The following is a 14,011-nucleotide window of genomic DNA, read 5'->3' as shown; positions in this document are numbered from 1 at the left end:
ACGGCTCTTCCAGCGCGGGGGGGGCGCATGACAGCGGAGCATCGAGTGGGGGCATGGGACCTGTCGTTTGCCCACAGACGCACTGCACCGATTTTGTTACCACGGCCCCTTCGAGCAGGCGCGGGCTGGGGCAGAATGGACGCCAGGGATGGGTTCGCCGGGATTTGACAGGCGGCAGGTCCCCTGGCTGAGGGCCATGGGACGGCTATCCGCGTCCAGCATCTAACTACCCGACCGATAGAAGAGGACGCAGAGGGCGACTTCATCAAGGCCCCTCCGCCGGGGCCTTGATGAAGTCGATGAAGGCCCGCAACGGTGCGGGCACGAGTCGCCGTCCGGGGTAGTAGAGGAAGGGCCCCGAGAAGCGCTGCCACCAGGACTCGAGGAGGGGCTCGAGGGCGCCGCTCTCAAGATGCGGGCGCAGCCAGTCCTCGAAGAGGTACACGATGCCGGTCCCGGCGATCGCCGCGTCGACAGCGAGCTCCGTCGCCCCGCCAGCCTGCACGATGAGCGGCCCCGTCGGCTCGACCCGCACCACCTCGCCGTCGCGCTCGAACTCCCACGGCGTCATCGCGCCGCTCGCGAACCGGCCGCGCAGGCACGCATGGGCGAGCAACTCGCGGGGATGTTCCGGCCGCCCGTGCCGCTTGAGGTAGGCCGGGGATGCGGCGGTGGCGAAGCGTTGGAAGCGAGGCCCGATGGGCACCGCGATCATGTCCTGCTCCAGCCGCTCGTCGTAGCGGATGCCGGCGTCGCACCCGGCGGCGATCACATCGACGAAGCGGTCCTCGATCATCACCTCCAACCGGATGTCGGGATAGGCGGCGAGGAACCCGGGGATGATGCCCGGCAGCACCAGCCGGGCCGCGCTGAGCGGGACATTGAGGCGCAAGGCGCCCGCCGGCTTGTCGCGGTAGCCATTCACCACATCGAGCGCGGCCTCCATCTCCACCAGGGCGGGGTCGAGCCGCTTCAACAGTCCCTCCCCCGCGTCCGTGGGGACGACACTGCGCGTCGTCCGGTTGAGCAGCCGGACCCCAAGACGTGCCTCCAGGCGACGGACCGCCTCACTGAGCGAGGAGGCACTGCTGCCACTCATCCGAGCCCCTTCGCGGAAGCTCCTGGCGCGCGCCACCACCACGAAGGCGTTCAAATCACTCAGGTCGACCTTCACTGTTCGCCACTCCGCACAACCTGTTCGAGTTGCCCCCCGTTATCGCGAGGACGGAATACGTCTATCGATGCCTCATCTCAAAAGGAGATGGATGATGCCCGGTATCGATCAGTCCAGCACCTTCGCCCTCGGCGACCGTGATGTGAAGCGACTTGGCTACGGAGCGATGCAGCTCGCGGGCCCCGGCGTGTTCGGCCCACCCAGGGATCATGCCGCCGCGCTGGCGGTCCTGCGGGAGGCCGTGGCGAGCGGGGTGGACCACATCGACACCAGCGACTTCTACGGCCCGCACGTCACCAACCAGCTGATCCGCGAGGCGCTCGCGCCCTATCCCGACAAGCTCGTCATCGTCACCAAGATCGGCGCCCAGCGCGGCCAGGATGGCTCATGGAACCCGGCCTTCTCGCCCGAAGCGCTGACCCGCGCGGTCCACGACAACCTGCGCAACCTCGGGCTCGACGTGCTGGACGTGGTCAACCTCCGGCTCATGTTCAGCGTCCACGGCCCCGCGGAAGGGTCGCTCGAAGCACCGCTCACCGTGCTGGCCGACCTTCAGCGCAAGGGGCTGGTGCGGCACATCGGGCTGAGCAACGTCACCCCCACCCAGCTCGCGGAAGGGCGGAGAATCGCCAGGATCGTCTGCGTGCAGAACCAGTACAACCTGGCGCATCGCGGCGATGATGCACTCATCGACGCCCTCGCCCGAGACGGCATCGCCTACGTGCCGTTCTTCCCCCTGGGCGGGTTCACCCCGCTTCAGTCGTCCACCCTGTCCGATGTCGCCGCGCGCCTCGGCGCGACGCCCATGCAGGTCGCCCTCGCCTGGTTGCTGCGCCGCGCGCCCAACATCCTCCTGATTCCAGGCACCTCGTCCGTCGCGCACCTGAGGGAGAACCTCGCCGCGGACAAGCTCCACCTGCCTGACGATTCACTCAAGGCACTGGACTCCATCGCGGGCGCCGGCTCCGCCTGACTCACGCCGCGGAAGGTGAGAGGCACTGGTGACCGCGAACATCAGCCCATGACAGCGGTCACCAGGGGGGAGCACGTTGGCGGGGGCGCCGGCGCGCGCACTTCCAAACAAGATCAACGGATTGCGCGCACCCCACGGGCTCCAAGGCGCTGGCACGCCCGCTGCTATGTGTGTCCTCGTCGCTGAACGCCGCACTCCCTCTCTTCCGAAAGCCTCCCGCCATGAGCATCTCTTCCGTTCGCAGCAGCCCGGCCTCCCTCACCCGCGCTCCCGCCCAGGCGTCCGCTGTCTCCCGCCCGCCCAGCCTCTCCGGCCCGGCGGAGGGCGCCGCCTCCGGTCAGAAGGTGGGCGGCAAGGGCTCTCCCCTGATGGCGGCCCTGCAGCAGGACGGCTTCGACGCGGGCGGCGCGGGCAAGGCGGAAGGGCTTGGCAAGCTGCTCGAAGGCGCCCTCTCGGTGCTGAGCAGCATCACCCAGCTGCTCCAGAGCGTCACGGAGGGCGTGCAAGGCCTCACGGGCGCGCAGGGCGCCTCGGGCGGCTCACCCTTCTCCGACAGCTTCTCGCAGGGCTCGACGGGCCCGTCTCCCCTGTCGCTCGACTCCAGCTCGCTGGAGCAGGGGGCGGACGCGGTCCCGGAGCTCAGCGGGGACGCAGAGGCCGGACAGGCTTCGCTTCAAGACCCGACGTTCGGCATGAGCCAGGTCCCGAGCCTCGCGTAACCCAAGACTTGGAGGGCGTGGCCTCCCCATGCCCTCCTCCACATGACGTTCAGCGCTCCTGACGCCTGGAGTGTTCACCGCTCCAGGCGCGGGAGAGGGCGCGGACGACCTAACAATCGCTGACGTACTGCTGGTAGATCGACGACCTGCCCCAGCTCTCCCACGTGCCGCAGTGGCAGCCCCGACCACCGATCTGCTCCGTGTACGTGGCGTCCTTGAAGTACATGGTCAAGGAGTCCGGGCTGTTGGAACAGTCAGGGATCGTGGCCTCCTGCGAAGCCAGGTCAGGTCCCTCCTCCTGGGACACGGGACCACCACAGCCCACTGCCATCAACGCCATCAGCGACAGGCCACCGACAATGCTCGCTCGCATGCGTCCTCCGTCAGGGTTGCGCTTCAAATCCTAACAAACTCCAGGCTTTCAAGAAACACCCGAGAACCTGAAATATGATGTCAGCGCTGACACCTGCTCACAGATTGTTGACGCACCGCTTCCGTCTCATGGGGCGCTTTCAACGCGGCGGAGTCATGCCGCCTCGCTCACGCCCAAGCACCTTCCTTTCGGCACTGGCCGTTGCCTCGTCGAGGCGCGCCCCTCACGTTTCACGGGCGCGGAGCCAGACAGCCCCCTGACAAGCCAAGGTCGGCCCCGCCCCTCGGCGGACTCGTCCCGCGCCTGGGCGCTTTCGTCACATAACGCCCCGGCTGTCTCGGCTGGATCGGTATTCCTCTCGCACGTCGTGCGCTCTTCGCGCGACGGCCAAGGAGTTTCCGTGAAAGCCTTCAGCATCCTGCGCAGCACCTTTCTTGCGAGCACCCTGCTCCTGACGTCCCTGCCCGGCTGCCAGGGCGAGGACACCTCCGACACCGAGCCAGCGGCGCCGCTGGCCACGACGGCCCAGCCGCTCGTCTGCGGCAACATGGTGCCGGTGATGACCGGCCCGTCGACACCGTCGGGCGCCGTGACGCGCTCGGGCGTCTACAGCGCTGACTACGAGGCCTGGAAGGCCTTCGACAACGCCACCACCATGTGGATCTCCGCGGAGGGCCAGGCACCCGCGTGGATCGCCTACCAGCCCTCCACCACGACCACCATCCATCGCTATGCGCTCGAGTTCTGGAATGGGCCCGGCCTCACCTCTCGCGCCCCAAAGAACTGGACGTTCGATGGCTGGAACGGCTCGACCTGGACCGTGCTCGACACGCGCACCAACCAGAGCAGCTGGACCGGCAACGACCGCCGCGAGTTCACGCTGGCCGCGCCCGCCAGCTACATCAAGTACCGCCTGAACGTGACGGACGACAACGACCCGCGGGCGGGGATCGTCGTCATCTCCCTCAGCAGGCTGGAGCTCATCACCTGCGCCAATGATGGCGTCACCAACCCCGCCACGCCGGTCTGGACGCGCACCTTCGGGGCCGCGGGGGCGCCCACCCAGGTCATGGACCTCTCGGGAGATTCCGCGGGGCGCTCCTATGTCACGGGCTACACGTCGGGCGGAGTGAACGGCGCCCCGATGGTGGGCCTGATGGACTCCTTCATCCAGGCCCGTAACTGGGACGGTGTCATCACCTGGTCGAAGCCCATCGGAGCGCCCGGGAGCGTGGCCCTGGGCTACGGCATCGCGACGAGCTCCAACTTCGAGGAGATCGCCGTGGCGGGCTTCACCGACGGCTCGGTGGACGGCACGCCCAAGATTGGCAACCGGGATGCCTTCCTGACGAAGTACCGCTACACCGCCGCGCGCCAGTGGACCCGGCAGGTCGGCGGCGCGGGCTTCAACACGGAGGGCTACGACACCGCGTTCGACACCTCTGGCAACTCCTTCCTGATGGGGTCCACCTACGGCGGCCTGGATGGGAACACGCTCACCGGTACCATCGACGTCTTCGTCACCAAGTTCGACAGCCTGGGCAACAAGCTGTGGACCCGGCAGGCGGGCGTGGCCGGCAAGATTACCCACGGCCGGCGGGCGGCCGCTGACGCATCCGGCAATGTCTATGTCTCTGGATGGACCCTGGGCGGACTGGATGGGAATCCCCTCATGGGCACCCAGGACCTCTTCGTCATCAAGTACGACGGCGCCGGAAACAAGCAGTGGACCCGGCAGCTCGGCTCGAGCGGCAACGGGGTCTGGCTGTACGGCAGCGAGACCGATGCCGCGGGCAATGTCTACCTGACCGGCCAGAGCGGCGGCGGCCTCGGCGGCAACCCCAACACCACCTCCGGCGGGGATGTCTACCTGGCCAAGTACGACCCTTCGGGCAACATGGTGTGGACCCGGGAGTTCAGCGCGACGTACGGCATCTGGGCGTCAGGCATCTTCATCGACGACACGGGTGTGTACGTGAGCGGCGGAGGCCAGGGAGACGTGGGCAATCCCTCCAACACCGCCTACAGCGTGGCGCATAACTACGTCGCGAAGTTCAACTCCGCGGGCACCCGGCTGGCGGTGGTGCAGCAGAGCCCGGCGTTCGCGGCGGGTGCTCCGGCCGCCGTCTACGCCAATGGCATCAACGTGACCTTTGACGGGTACGTCTACCTGGGCGGGTACACGAGCGGGAACTTCGGCGGCAACTCGCTCATCGGGACCACCGACTCGTTCGTGACGAAGCTCCCGTTCCCCTGACATCAGGGGGCTTGGACCGCGCGGCGCTGGGGAGGGCATTCACTCCTCGGCGTCCGCGGCGATGTGCTGGAGGATGTCCTGGGCGGGGCTCTCGCGGGCCCCCTCCGGGTCCGCCTCGAGGAACTCCGCGAGCCGCGCGCGGGCTTCGGAGTAGCGGCGCAGGCCGGCAAGGGAGGAGATCTCCAGGAGGCGCGCGGTGCGGGCCTCCTCGAGCTCCTGCGCGTGGGTGCCCGCCCCCCAGGCCTCGATGAAGGCACGGCAAGGGCCGAGGGCATCCGCGAAGAGCCTCGCGGCACCACGCCTCTTGCAGTTCATGAAGGCCCTCGCCCGGCGGGCCTCGGCGGTGGACTGCCCAAGCCGCTCCAGGCGCTCGATTTCACTCACCGCGACGGCATCTTCATTCCCAATCTCCCCCAGCTTCGCCAGCCGGTCGCGCGCCCAGGCTCTGTTCCGGGCGGTGACGTTGCGAACCATCATGTCCGCCACCGGCGCCAGGCGACTCTCGGGATACATGCTCAGGAAGCGGGGCCCTTCGGTCAGCACGGAGTCGAATGCATCCACGACCCAGTAGGCGTTGAGCTTCGACCACGCGGCGTACTCGGCGGGAACCCGGCCCTCGAACATCGGCAGCTCCAATTGGCTGATGCGGTCCGCATCCCGGATGAGCGACCGGAAATGCTGCCGCGTCGAATGCGCGTCAAGCAGCTCCAGCGCCGCCTGGGACCGCGCCGCCGGAGGGAGGCTCACGTCTTCGAACGTGCTCCGGAGACGCTCGAGCGAGACGGGCTGGGACCGCGCCTCGGGTCCCTGGGAGCGAGGGGCACCCTCCACTCTCTGGGCCGTTCGAGGGGGTGCGCTGGGAGCGTCCCTTCGCGACGGACGTGCGGCCTCCACGGTGGGAGCAGGGGATGTGGCCTTGTCTGTCGATGCGGACGGCGCGCGGGGCTCCTCCGGCCGCGAGGCCGCCTCCACCGGCATCGCCGGACGCGAGGGAGCCACCGGGCGAAGGAAGAGCGCCACCCCGGGGAGCGCGAGCCCCACCGCCACCAGCAGGGCCGTGAGCGCGGTGGACGCACGTCGGCCACGCGCCTCCCCAGGGGCCCCGAACGCCTCGGCGTCCTCCTCGCCCAGCGCGTAGACCGTTCTGCCCCGCGACTCGGGCGGCGCGTCGTCGGGGGATGGCTCCGGAGGGCTTCGGGTCACGTCGCGGCGGACGATAGCCGAAAGGGGGCTCGGCTTTTCCGCCAGCGCGCACACGGCCCCCACGCCTTCCGCTAGGCTGCCGTCAGGGGATTGTGAGAACACCATGACGCATGGGGGAACGCATCACGGGGTCACGGTCGCTGAGCCGTCCCCACGTCCGGCCACGATGCGGCGGATCTGGGTCCTGGGGATGGCGGCGGGCACCCTGGGCGCCATCCCCCATGCCCTGCGCGCCTATGCCGAGGAGCCTCGCGACTTCCTCTTCAAGTGGGCCCTGGCCCTGGTGCCCTACAGCGCATGGGCCGTGCTCGGGCCGCTGGTGCTGGCTGTCTTCCAGCGCGTCCCGCTCGAGCGCCCTCGGCTGGGCCGCGGTCTGGGGGTGCTGCTGGTGGCGGGGGCCGGCTTCGTCCAGGTGCACCTGCTGCTGCTCGCGGGGGCGCTCGCGGCGCTCCAACGATGGGGGGCCATGGGCGTACCCTTCCTCGAAGGAACCTGGAGGCTGCTGCTCGAACGGGGCGCGCTCGGCTACTTCGAGTACCTGCTCTTCCTGGCGGCGTGGACCGCGCTGCGCACGACGCGCCGGCTGCGCGAACGGGAGCTGGCGGAGTCACGCCTCGCGGTGCGGCTCGCGGAGTCCCGGTTGCAGGCCCTGCGCGCCCAGTTGGATCCGCACTTCCTCTTCAACACACTGAACGCGGTGGCGGGCCTGGTCCGCCAGCAGCGAAACCCGGAGGCGGTGGAGGCCATCGCGGAGCTGGGACACCTGCTGCGCGCGAGCCTGGAGGGACGTGGCGACCACGAGGTGCTGCTCGAGGACGAGCTGGAGCTGGTGCGGCGCTTCCTGGGCATTGAACAGCTCCGGTTCGGCGCGCACCTGGACGTCCACCTGGCCCCCGCGCCGGACACGCTGAAGGCCCGCGTGCCCGCGCTCATCCTCCAGCCCCTGGTGGAGAACGCCATCAAGCACGGCATCGCGCGGCGCGCGGCCCACGGCCACCTGCGCGTGAGCAGCGCGCGGCAGGGGCACCGCCTGCTGCTCGAGGTGCGCGACGACGGACCGGGGCTCGGGGCGGGCGGCGCCGGAGGCACGGGCATTGGCGTGACCAACACCCGCGCCCGCATCCGACAGCTCTATGGTGAGCCTTATGGCCTGACCCTGGAGGACCTGCCGGAGGGGGGCGTGGTCGCGAAGGTGGAGCTGCCCTTCCTGGAGTGGAAGAAAGACATGGCGGACCTGGAGAGACCTTCCCATGCATGAGCCTGACCGCCGGGAGGGATGGCGCGTCCTGGTGGTGGACGACGAGCCCCTGGCCCGGGACACCTTGAAACAACTGCTGGCCCAGGCTCCGGAGTCCGTCTGCGTGCGGGAGTGCGCGGGGGGCCGTGAAGCGGTGGAGCTGCTCCGGCGCGAGCCGCCGGACCTCGTCTTCCTGGACGTGCAGATGCCGGAGGTGGACGGCTTCGACGTGCTGCGCGCGGTGGGCGTGGAGCGGATGCCTCCCGTCATCTTCGTGACGGCGTTCGACCAGTACGCGGTGCGCGCCTTCGAAGCGAACGCGCTGGACTACCTGCTCAAGCCCTTCAGCGACCAGCGCTTCCGGGACGCGCTGGAGCGCGCGCGCAGACAGCGCGCCGTGGGGAAGGACCAGGCGCTGCTGAAGCACCTGTCGTCCCTGCTCGAACAGCACCGGGCCCCTCCCCCACCCCCGCCGGGCCCGGCCGCGCAGGGCCCGGTGGAGCGCATCGCGGTGAGGACAGGCGGCAAGGTGTTGTTGGTCCCCGTGGAGGAGCTGGACTGGTGCGAGGCGGAGGGCAACTACGTGGTGCTGCACGCCGGAGCGCGCAAGCCCATGCTGCGTGAGACGTTGCAGCAGGTGGAGGCGTGGCTGGATCCCCGGCGCTTCGTGCGCGTCCACCGCTCCGCGCTGGTCAACGTGGAGCGCATCCGCGAGCTCGAACCCGACGTGGACAAGGGCTGGGTCGTGGTGCTCCGCGACGGCACGCGGCTGCGCCTGAGTCCGGGCCGCAAGGCCGCGGTGGAGGCCCTGCTGCGCCAGTCATTCTGAAGAGGCACGCAGGCAGAGGGTCCTCGGGGGCGCTCCTTGTCCCGTGGAGCCGAGGAGCGCCCCACCCGGCCGCGGTGGGACCCTCCCGGCTCCAGCGCCCCCCTCGCAGGAAGGAAGAACACCTCCTGCGTCGGCGCGAGCGGCATGCGCCCCAAGCCTTGGACGCATGTTCGCCGTCCCGAATCAGAAGGTGATGGTGGCGACGACCGTGTCGTTGTAGGTGCCGGAGGGGACGTTCTGCCCCTTGGGCACGGTGCCGTAGACGATGACCGGGGTGCTCAAGCCGGTGCCCAGGTACGGCAGGCCCGTGCCGGCCGTGTTGCCCCAGACGATGAGGCGCGTCACGTCCTGGAACAGCGAGTAGCTGAGGTAGTTCGTCGACGACGTGTTCAGCATCCGCCGCAACGGCGCCGCGTCCGTCGACCCCGCGGCCGCGTTCGCCCCCTGCCCCAGCGTGACGACCGCGGTCCCGAGCAGCGTGCACTGCACGTTCAGCGTGCCAGAGCCCAGCAGATCCACGCCCGTGGACGCGTTGAGGATGATGGGGTCGTAGTTACCGAAGTTGAGCGCGCCGGAGTTGATGCTGCAGCTGGAGCCCACCGTGGCCGTCACCGTGAGGTTGGCCGTCGCGGTGGCGGCGTGAGCGGACGAGACGGCGGCGAGTGACGAGGCGACTGCGAGGACGGCGAGGGTGTTCTTGAATGCTTTCATTGACCACGCTCCACCAGCCGGCCGGTGGATTCCGGTTCGCATCTGGCGATGGCAACCTGGGACGTTGCGTCACCCGCGCCCAGGGACAACCCCGCGCGGAGCACGCCACTTCACGCTCGGCGCGTTCGTTCCTTTGTATTTCGCCGCTGACTCTCGGGGTTGATTTGTCTTTTGAATCAAGACTCGTCCTCCAGGGCCGTCTGGAGCTGGACACCCAGCCCCCGCTTCCGCCGTCACTGGAGCGAGCTCGCCCCCGCCCTGAAGCGGCGCGACCTCAGAAGGTCATCGTCACCACGAGGGTGTCGGTATAGCTGCCCGCGGCGACGCTCTGCCCGGCGGGAATCCGTCCATAGACAGGGAGCGTCACGTCCGCGCCGAGCAGCGGGATGACCGGGCCGTAGTGCGCGGTACCTGAGAGCCCGTTGCCCCAGACAAGCAGTCGCGTCACATCCGTGTAGAGATTGTAGTTGAGGGAGCTGCTGGAGGGCCCCTTCAGGGTGCGGGACACGTAGCTGCCCGAACTCCCCTGGCTCAAGTCAATGGTGACAGGGATGAGCTGGGCATCGCAGCGAAAGCTGATGCTCCCGTCCGAGTCGAGCGGCAACACGGCGCTGCTGGTGTAGTTGACGAACGACACCCCGACGATGCTCTTCAACTGACAGGTGGCCCCGGCAGTCCCGGGGAACAACCCGCACATCCCCGCCAAAGCCAGGGCTCCTACTCGTGTCACGACCGCGCGCCTATTCATTGACACACCTCACCGTTCCCAGGTCGATGACCGAACCCGCCTTGGAGGGGATCTCCAGGGCCACGGAGCAGCGGCCCATGGGGTGGCGGACCGTCGCCGCGTAGCGGCCCGGGGGCACGCCGACCAGCTCGAACTCCCCGCCCGCCCCCACCGGCGAGAGCCATTGCTTCCCGTCCGCGTCGACGCGCAGCTCTCCATACGCGAGCGCGCCGGTGCCGGACGCGAGCACCACCCGGCCCCGGAAGGCCCGCACCGACTCCTTCTGGAAGTCCAGCACCACGCCGCCGCGCAACCAGGGCGCCACCATCCGCTCCGTCGTCGGGAGGTAGTCCTCCAGCGGCAGCTCCTCGTCCGACACGGACAGGCGGTTGGGGCTGTAGGACTGAAGCCGCGTCACCACATACTCACCCTGGGAGTCCGTCCTCCCGATGAGGTGGTTGTTCAGGAGGACACCGATGTTCTCCGCGCCGTCCACGCGCACCAGCGCGAACCCCTGGTCCACCGCGCGGGTGGCGTGGATGCCACCGCCAATGGCCACCAGTCCGCCGGAGACCTCGGCCAGCCCCACCGCCTTGCCCTGTTGCAACTCCAGGCCCGCCGCGTAGTGGCCCACGTCGCCTTCGTAGTCCACCCGTCCCCGCGCGTAGTCGAACCGGCCCAGCTGGGCCTGAGCCTGGAAGCCCAGGCCCCCCTCCAATGGCACGCCGCGGGAGATGTCCAGGGCCGTGTCGCCGCCACCGGTGCCCCTCACATGCCCCACCGACCCCGTGGTGCGCGCGTCCAGGATGGCGTTCAGGAAGAGCATGCCCTCCAACGACGCCAGCCCGCGCGCCTCCTGGCTGCGGCTGGCGGACAGGGAGACCGACACCCGGTCCGTCACCTGCGCGGCGGTGGTGGCCCCCGCCCATACGGTCCAACCGCGCTCCCGCCAGCGCGTCACCGCCGCCTGGCCACTCACGCTGGCCCGGCTGCCCAACGCGAGGAAGAGGCCGCCCCCCGTCTCCACCATCGGGTGGTCGTCATCCCGCTGGAGGCTGGTGTTGAGGTAGTGGGCGCTCATCGTCCGGGAGAAGACGGAGCCGCCGACCCGCTGCCCCTGGAGGGCATAGACGAGGCCCGCCGCCGCGCCGGTGCGGCCCTCGCCCCGGCTGATGGCCTGGGACAGCTCCAGCTCGCCCAAGGGGAGCTGGAACAACTGGACAGCGCCCGTGCTGAGCATGTTCGTCGCCAGCTCCAGCCGCACGCCCGGCGTCAGCCACGGCGTCGCGCCCATCCGGAACGTCCCCAGCAGCAGCCCCCGTCCAAAGTCGAAGCTCCGGGTGCTCAGCGACTCGCGCTCCACGCCCGCGGACAGGCGGTAGTCGGCCACGCCCGGTGAGAGCGATTGGCCGCTGAGCGAGTACGACGTATTCACCTCGCTCACGCGGCCAAAGGCGTCTCGCACCAGGTAGCGCGTGGTGCCCTCGCCCCGGGGCACGGTGAGGTTCTCCAGCCGATACGGACCGGGCGGAAGCTCCGTGCGGCGCACCAGCTGGTTGTTGACGTAGACCTCCAACGTGGACGGCGTGGTGACCTCCCCCGCGATGTCCTGCATCGGGTTGCGCACGAAGTAGGGGTTCAGCTCGAACGAGCGCATCACGTGCAGGCCCGCCACCACCGCGCCGCCGCCGAGCACGCCGCCATACCCCGTCGCCTCGCCGGCGACGGTGCGCACCATGGCTTCAGGGAAGTCCACGGTGAGCTGGGTGAGCCCCCGGAGCGGCGCCTCGCCGGGGTTCCACCGCGCCTGGGTGGTCAACACGCCCCGCCCCAGCGAGGCGCCGGCCTCGCCATAGAACGTGAGGAACGTGTTTCGGGCCCGGGCCGCGTAGTTGAAGAACGCGCTCGGGCTGCCACTCACCTTGTAGCCGGGGGGCGCGAACACCCCCAGGTCGATGCGGGTCTGGTTGAAGGCGGAGGGAGGAAAGTCACAGCGCAGGCTGGCACCGCGCTCGTCGAGCAGGAACGTGGCCGGAGGCGGCAGGGATTGCAATGAGACATAGGTCTCCGCACCCAGCACCTCCCGCCGCGCGCCGAGCCGCGCCACGTCGACCCCGAAGGACTCGAGCGCGGAGACAGGCACCAGCACGTCGCCATCCCGCAGCACGGGAAAGACGTCCCCGCGGGCGACGCCGTTCAAGGTGAATTCCACGACGATGGGGCTGAGCTGCTGGGGCGTCCTCGCCACCCCGACGGCCGGTTCCTGCGCGGGAGCGGGAGTCGCGCCCAGCAGGAGGAGGGACATCGCGAGCGTCAGGTGCCAGGTCCCGCGCATCCCTGACGGGGGGAAGGGGCTCATGGCTGGGGTGCTGCCTCGCAGGGAACGGATGCGGTGACGGGCGCGCTCTGGTGGATGACTCCCCTGTCCGTCTCCGCCTCCACCTCCACGGAACGGACCTGCCCGCACATGTCCGCGGGGACATCCAGCGTGAACACCTGCTTGTCGCCGGCCAGCACGTACCAGCCGGGCTGCTCCCGTTCCACCAACCGCTTGCCCTGGGCGTCGAGCCCGCGCACGCGCGTCTGGCGGATGAAGAAGTTCACGGTGCCGGCGTTGGCCACCTGGAAGCGAAACTTTGATTCGCGCAGCTCGATTTTTTCGACGCGGCCCAAAATCTCCTTCCGCTTGGGCGCGACAAACACCGGAATCGAGACGCGCGTGAGGATCCGGAGGCCCATGGCCGAAACCGCGGGCTCCAGGGGAGGCAGTTCCTCCACGACGAGCCGGAAGGAGCGCTCCTTGTCCTGCGGAGCCGAGGAGACTCCCACCCGGATGAGGCGGGATTCTCCTGGCTCCAACGACAACATCGCAGGAAAGAAGAACACCTCCTGCGTTGGAGCGAGCGTCATGCGCCCTTCTTCATCCTGGACCCAGGTATGCGCCGAGGCCTGGAACCGTGTCGGCTCGGTGCTCTGGTTCTTCACCGTGACCACCACCCCGCGGGCACCCGTCCCCAGTTCAACGCGGACCGGATTCACCTCGAGCGATGCAGCGCTCGAGATGCCAGCGAAAGCCCATACCAGGACAGCCATTGACTTCAGGCCGTCAGCCCAGGAGAGAAGATTTGTGCGCATGTTCGCCGTCCCGAATCAGAAGGTGATGGTGGCGACGACCGTGTCGTTGTAGGTGCCGGAGGGGACGTTCTGCCCCTTGGGCACGGTGCCGTAGACGATGACCGGGGTGCTCAGACCGGTGCCCACGTACGGCAGGCCCGTGCCGGCCGTGTTGCCCCAGACGATGAGGCGCGTCACGTCCTGGAACAGCGAGTAGTTGAGGTAGTTCGTCGACGACGTGTTCAGCATCCGCCGCAACGGCGCCGCGTCCGTCGACCCCGCGGCCGAGTGCGCCCCCTGCCCCAGCGTGACGACCGCCGTCCCGAGCAGCGTGCACTGCACGCTCAGCGTGCCAGAGCCCAGCAGATCCACGCCCGTGGACGCGTTGAGGATGATGGGGTCGTAGTTACCGAAGTTGAGCGCGCCGGAGTTGATGCTGCAGCTGGAACCCACCGTGGCCGTCACCGTGAGGTTGGCCGTCGCGGTGGCGGCGTGAGCGGACGAGACGGCGGCGAGTGACGAGGCGACTGCGAGGACGGCGAGGGTGTTCTTGAATGCTTTCATTGACCATGCTCCACCAGCCGGCCGGTGAATTCCGGTTCGCGTCTGGCGGCGGCAACCTGGGACGTTGCGTCACCTGCGCCCAGGGACAACCCCACGCGGAGCGCGCCACTTCACGTTCGGCGCGTTCGTT

General features: G+C 69.1%; 13 protein-coding genes. 5 read left to right on the top strand and 8 right to left on the bottom strand.

The annotated features are described in order from the left end of the window. Positions 1–265: 265 nt before the first annotated feature. Positions 266–1,174 carry a LysR family transcriptional regulator gene (locus FOF48_RS02445; RefSeq protein WP_143898335.1) on the bottom strand — a complete coding sequence of 303 codons (909 nt, stop codon included), beginning with the start codon at positions 1,172–1,174 and terminating at the stop codon, positions 266–268. 94 nt (positions 1,175–1,268) lie between these two features. On the opposite strand from FOF48_RS02445, the gene FOF48_RS02440 reads away from it, so the two are divergent. Next, positions 1,269–2,147: an aldo/keto reductase family oxidoreductase gene (locus tag FOF48_RS02440; RefSeq protein WP_143899084.1), complete on the top strand. Its 879-nt coding sequence runs from the start codon at positions 1,269–1,271 to the stop codon at positions 2,145–2,147. 221 nt (positions 2,148–2,368) lie between these two features. Beyond that, a complete protein-coding gene (locus FOF48_RS02435; protein WP_143898333.1) occupies positions 2,369–2,866 on the top strand; it encodes a hypothetical protein in 498 nt (165 codons plus the stop codon). Between the two features lie 109 nt (positions 2,867–2,975). Here the strand turns inward: FOF48_RS02435 and FOF48_RS02430 are convergent, their stop codons facing one another. Continuing rightward, positions 2,976–3,239, bottom strand: coding sequence for a hypothetical protein (locus tag FOF48_RS02430; RefSeq protein WP_143898332.1), 264 nt, complete (start codon positions 3,237–3,239; stop codon positions 2,976–2,978). 400 nt (positions 3,240–3,639) lie between these two features. On the opposite strand from FOF48_RS02430, the gene FOF48_RS02425 reads away from it, so the two are divergent. After that, positions 3,640–5,496, top strand: coding sequence for an SBBP repeat-containing protein (locus FOF48_RS02425; RefSeq protein WP_143898330.1), 1,857 nt, complete (start codon positions 3,640–3,642; stop codon positions 5,494–5,496). 39 nt (positions 5,497–5,535) lie between these two features. Here FOF48_RS02425 and FOF48_RS02420 read toward each other — a convergent pair whose 3' ends face one another. Continuing rightward, entirely contained in the window at positions 5,536–6,243 is a 708-nt protein-coding gene (locus FOF48_RS02420; RefSeq protein ID WP_143898328.1) for a hypothetical protein, read from the bottom strand. A 622-nt stretch (positions 6,244–6,865) separates the two neighbouring features. Between FOF48_RS02420 and FOF48_RS02415 the strand changes: the two genes are divergently transcribed. Continuing rightward, positions 6,866–7,957, top strand: coding sequence for a sensor histidine kinase (locus tag FOF48_RS02415; protein WP_143898326.1), 1,092 nt, complete (start codon positions 6,866–6,868; stop codon positions 7,955–7,957). Continuing rightward, entirely contained in the window at positions 7,950–8,765 is an 816-nt protein-coding gene (locus FOF48_RS02410; protein ID WP_143898324.1) for a LytTR family DNA-binding domain-containing protein, read from the top strand. Before FOF48_RS02415 ends, FOF48_RS02410 begins: the two co-directional genes overlap by 8 nt. A gap of 183 nt (positions 8,766–8,948) precedes the next feature. Here the strand turns inward: FOF48_RS02410 and pru (FOF48_RS02405) are convergent, their stop codons facing one another. The 5 genes from pru (FOF48_RS02405) to pru (FOF48_RS02385) form a co-directional block, all read right to left on the bottom strand. Continuing rightward, entirely contained in the window at positions 8,949–9,476 is a 528-nt protein-coding gene (gene pru / locus FOF48_RS02405) for a fruiting body spore coat protein U (protein ID WP_143898322.1), read from the bottom strand. A 274-nt stretch (positions 9,477–9,750) separates the two neighbouring features. Continuing rightward, entirely contained in the window at positions 9,751–10,173 is a 423-nt protein-coding gene (locus tag FOF48_RS02400; protein ID WP_235685297.1) for a spore coat U domain-containing protein, read from the bottom strand. A 43-nt stretch (positions 10,174–10,216) separates the two neighbouring features. Then, positions 10,217–12,562 carry a fimbria/pilus outer membrane usher protein gene (locus FOF48_RS02395; protein WP_143898318.1) on the bottom strand — a complete coding sequence of 782 codons (2,346 nt, stop codon included), beginning with the start codon at positions 12,560–12,562 and terminating at the stop codon, positions 10,217–10,219. Beyond that, a complete protein-coding gene (locus FOF48_RS02390; protein ID WP_143898316.1) occupies positions 12,559–13,338 on the bottom strand; it encodes a molecular chaperone in 780 nt (259 codons plus the stop codon). Before FOF48_RS02390 ends, FOF48_RS02395 begins: the two co-directional genes overlap by 4 nt. Positions 13,339–13,353: 15 nt before the next feature. Then, entirely contained in the window at positions 13,354–13,881 is a 528-nt protein-coding gene (pru, locus tag FOF48_RS02385; RefSeq protein ID WP_143898314.1) for a fruiting body spore coat protein U, read from the bottom strand. Positions 13,882–14,011 lie beyond the last annotated feature (130 nt).

The organism is Corallococcus sp. Z5C101001, assembly GCF_007352635.1.
GTDB lineage: Bacteria > Myxococcota > Myxococcia > Myxococcales > Myxococcaceae > Corallococcus > Corallococcus silvisoli.
This window is presented reverse-complemented; position numbering and strand designations above follow the sequence as displayed.

Excerpts from the sequence above, each read along its gene's own strand:
- FOF48_RS02440 (WP_143899084.1), top strand. The coding sequence starts at position 1,269 with ATGCCCGGTATCGATCAGTCCAGCACCTTCGCCCTCGGCGACCGTGAT.
- FOF48_RS02435 (WP_143898333.1), top strand. The coding sequence starts at position 2,369 with ATGAGCATCTCTTCCGTTCGCAGCAGCCCGGCCTCCCTCACCCGCGCT.
- FOF48_RS02430 (WP_143898332.1), bottom strand. The coding sequence starts at position 3,239 with ATGCGAGCGAGCATTGTCGGTGGCCTGTCGCTGATGGCGTTGATGGCA.
- FOF48_RS02415 (WP_143898326.1), top strand. The coding sequence starts at position 6,866 with ATGCGGCGGATCTGGGTCCTGGGGATGGCGGCGGGCACCCTGGGCGCC.
- FOF48_RS02410 (WP_143898324.1), top strand. The coding sequence starts at position 7,950 with ATGCATGAGCCTGACCGCCGGGAGGGATGGCGCGTCCTGGTGGTGGAC.
- pru (WP_143898322.1), bottom strand. The coding sequence starts at position 9,476 with ATGAAAGCATTCAAGAACACCCTCGCCGTCCTCGCAGTCGCCTCGTCA.
- FOF48_RS02400 (WP_235685297.1), bottom strand. The coding sequence starts at position 10,173 with ATGTGCGGGTTGTTCCCCGGGACTGCCGGGGCCACCTGTCAGTTGAAG.
- FOF48_RS02395 (WP_143898318.1), bottom strand. The coding sequence starts at position 12,562 with ATGAGCCCCTTCCCCCCGTCAGGGATGCGCGGGACCTGGCACCTGACG.
- FOF48_RS02390 (WP_143898316.1), bottom strand. The coding sequence starts at position 13,338 with ATGCGCACAAATCTTCTCTCCTGGGCTGACGGCCTGAAGTCAATGGCT.
- pru (WP_143898314.1), bottom strand. The coding sequence starts at position 13,881 with ATGAAAGCATTCAAGAACACCCTCGCCGTCCTCGCAGTCGCCTCGTCA.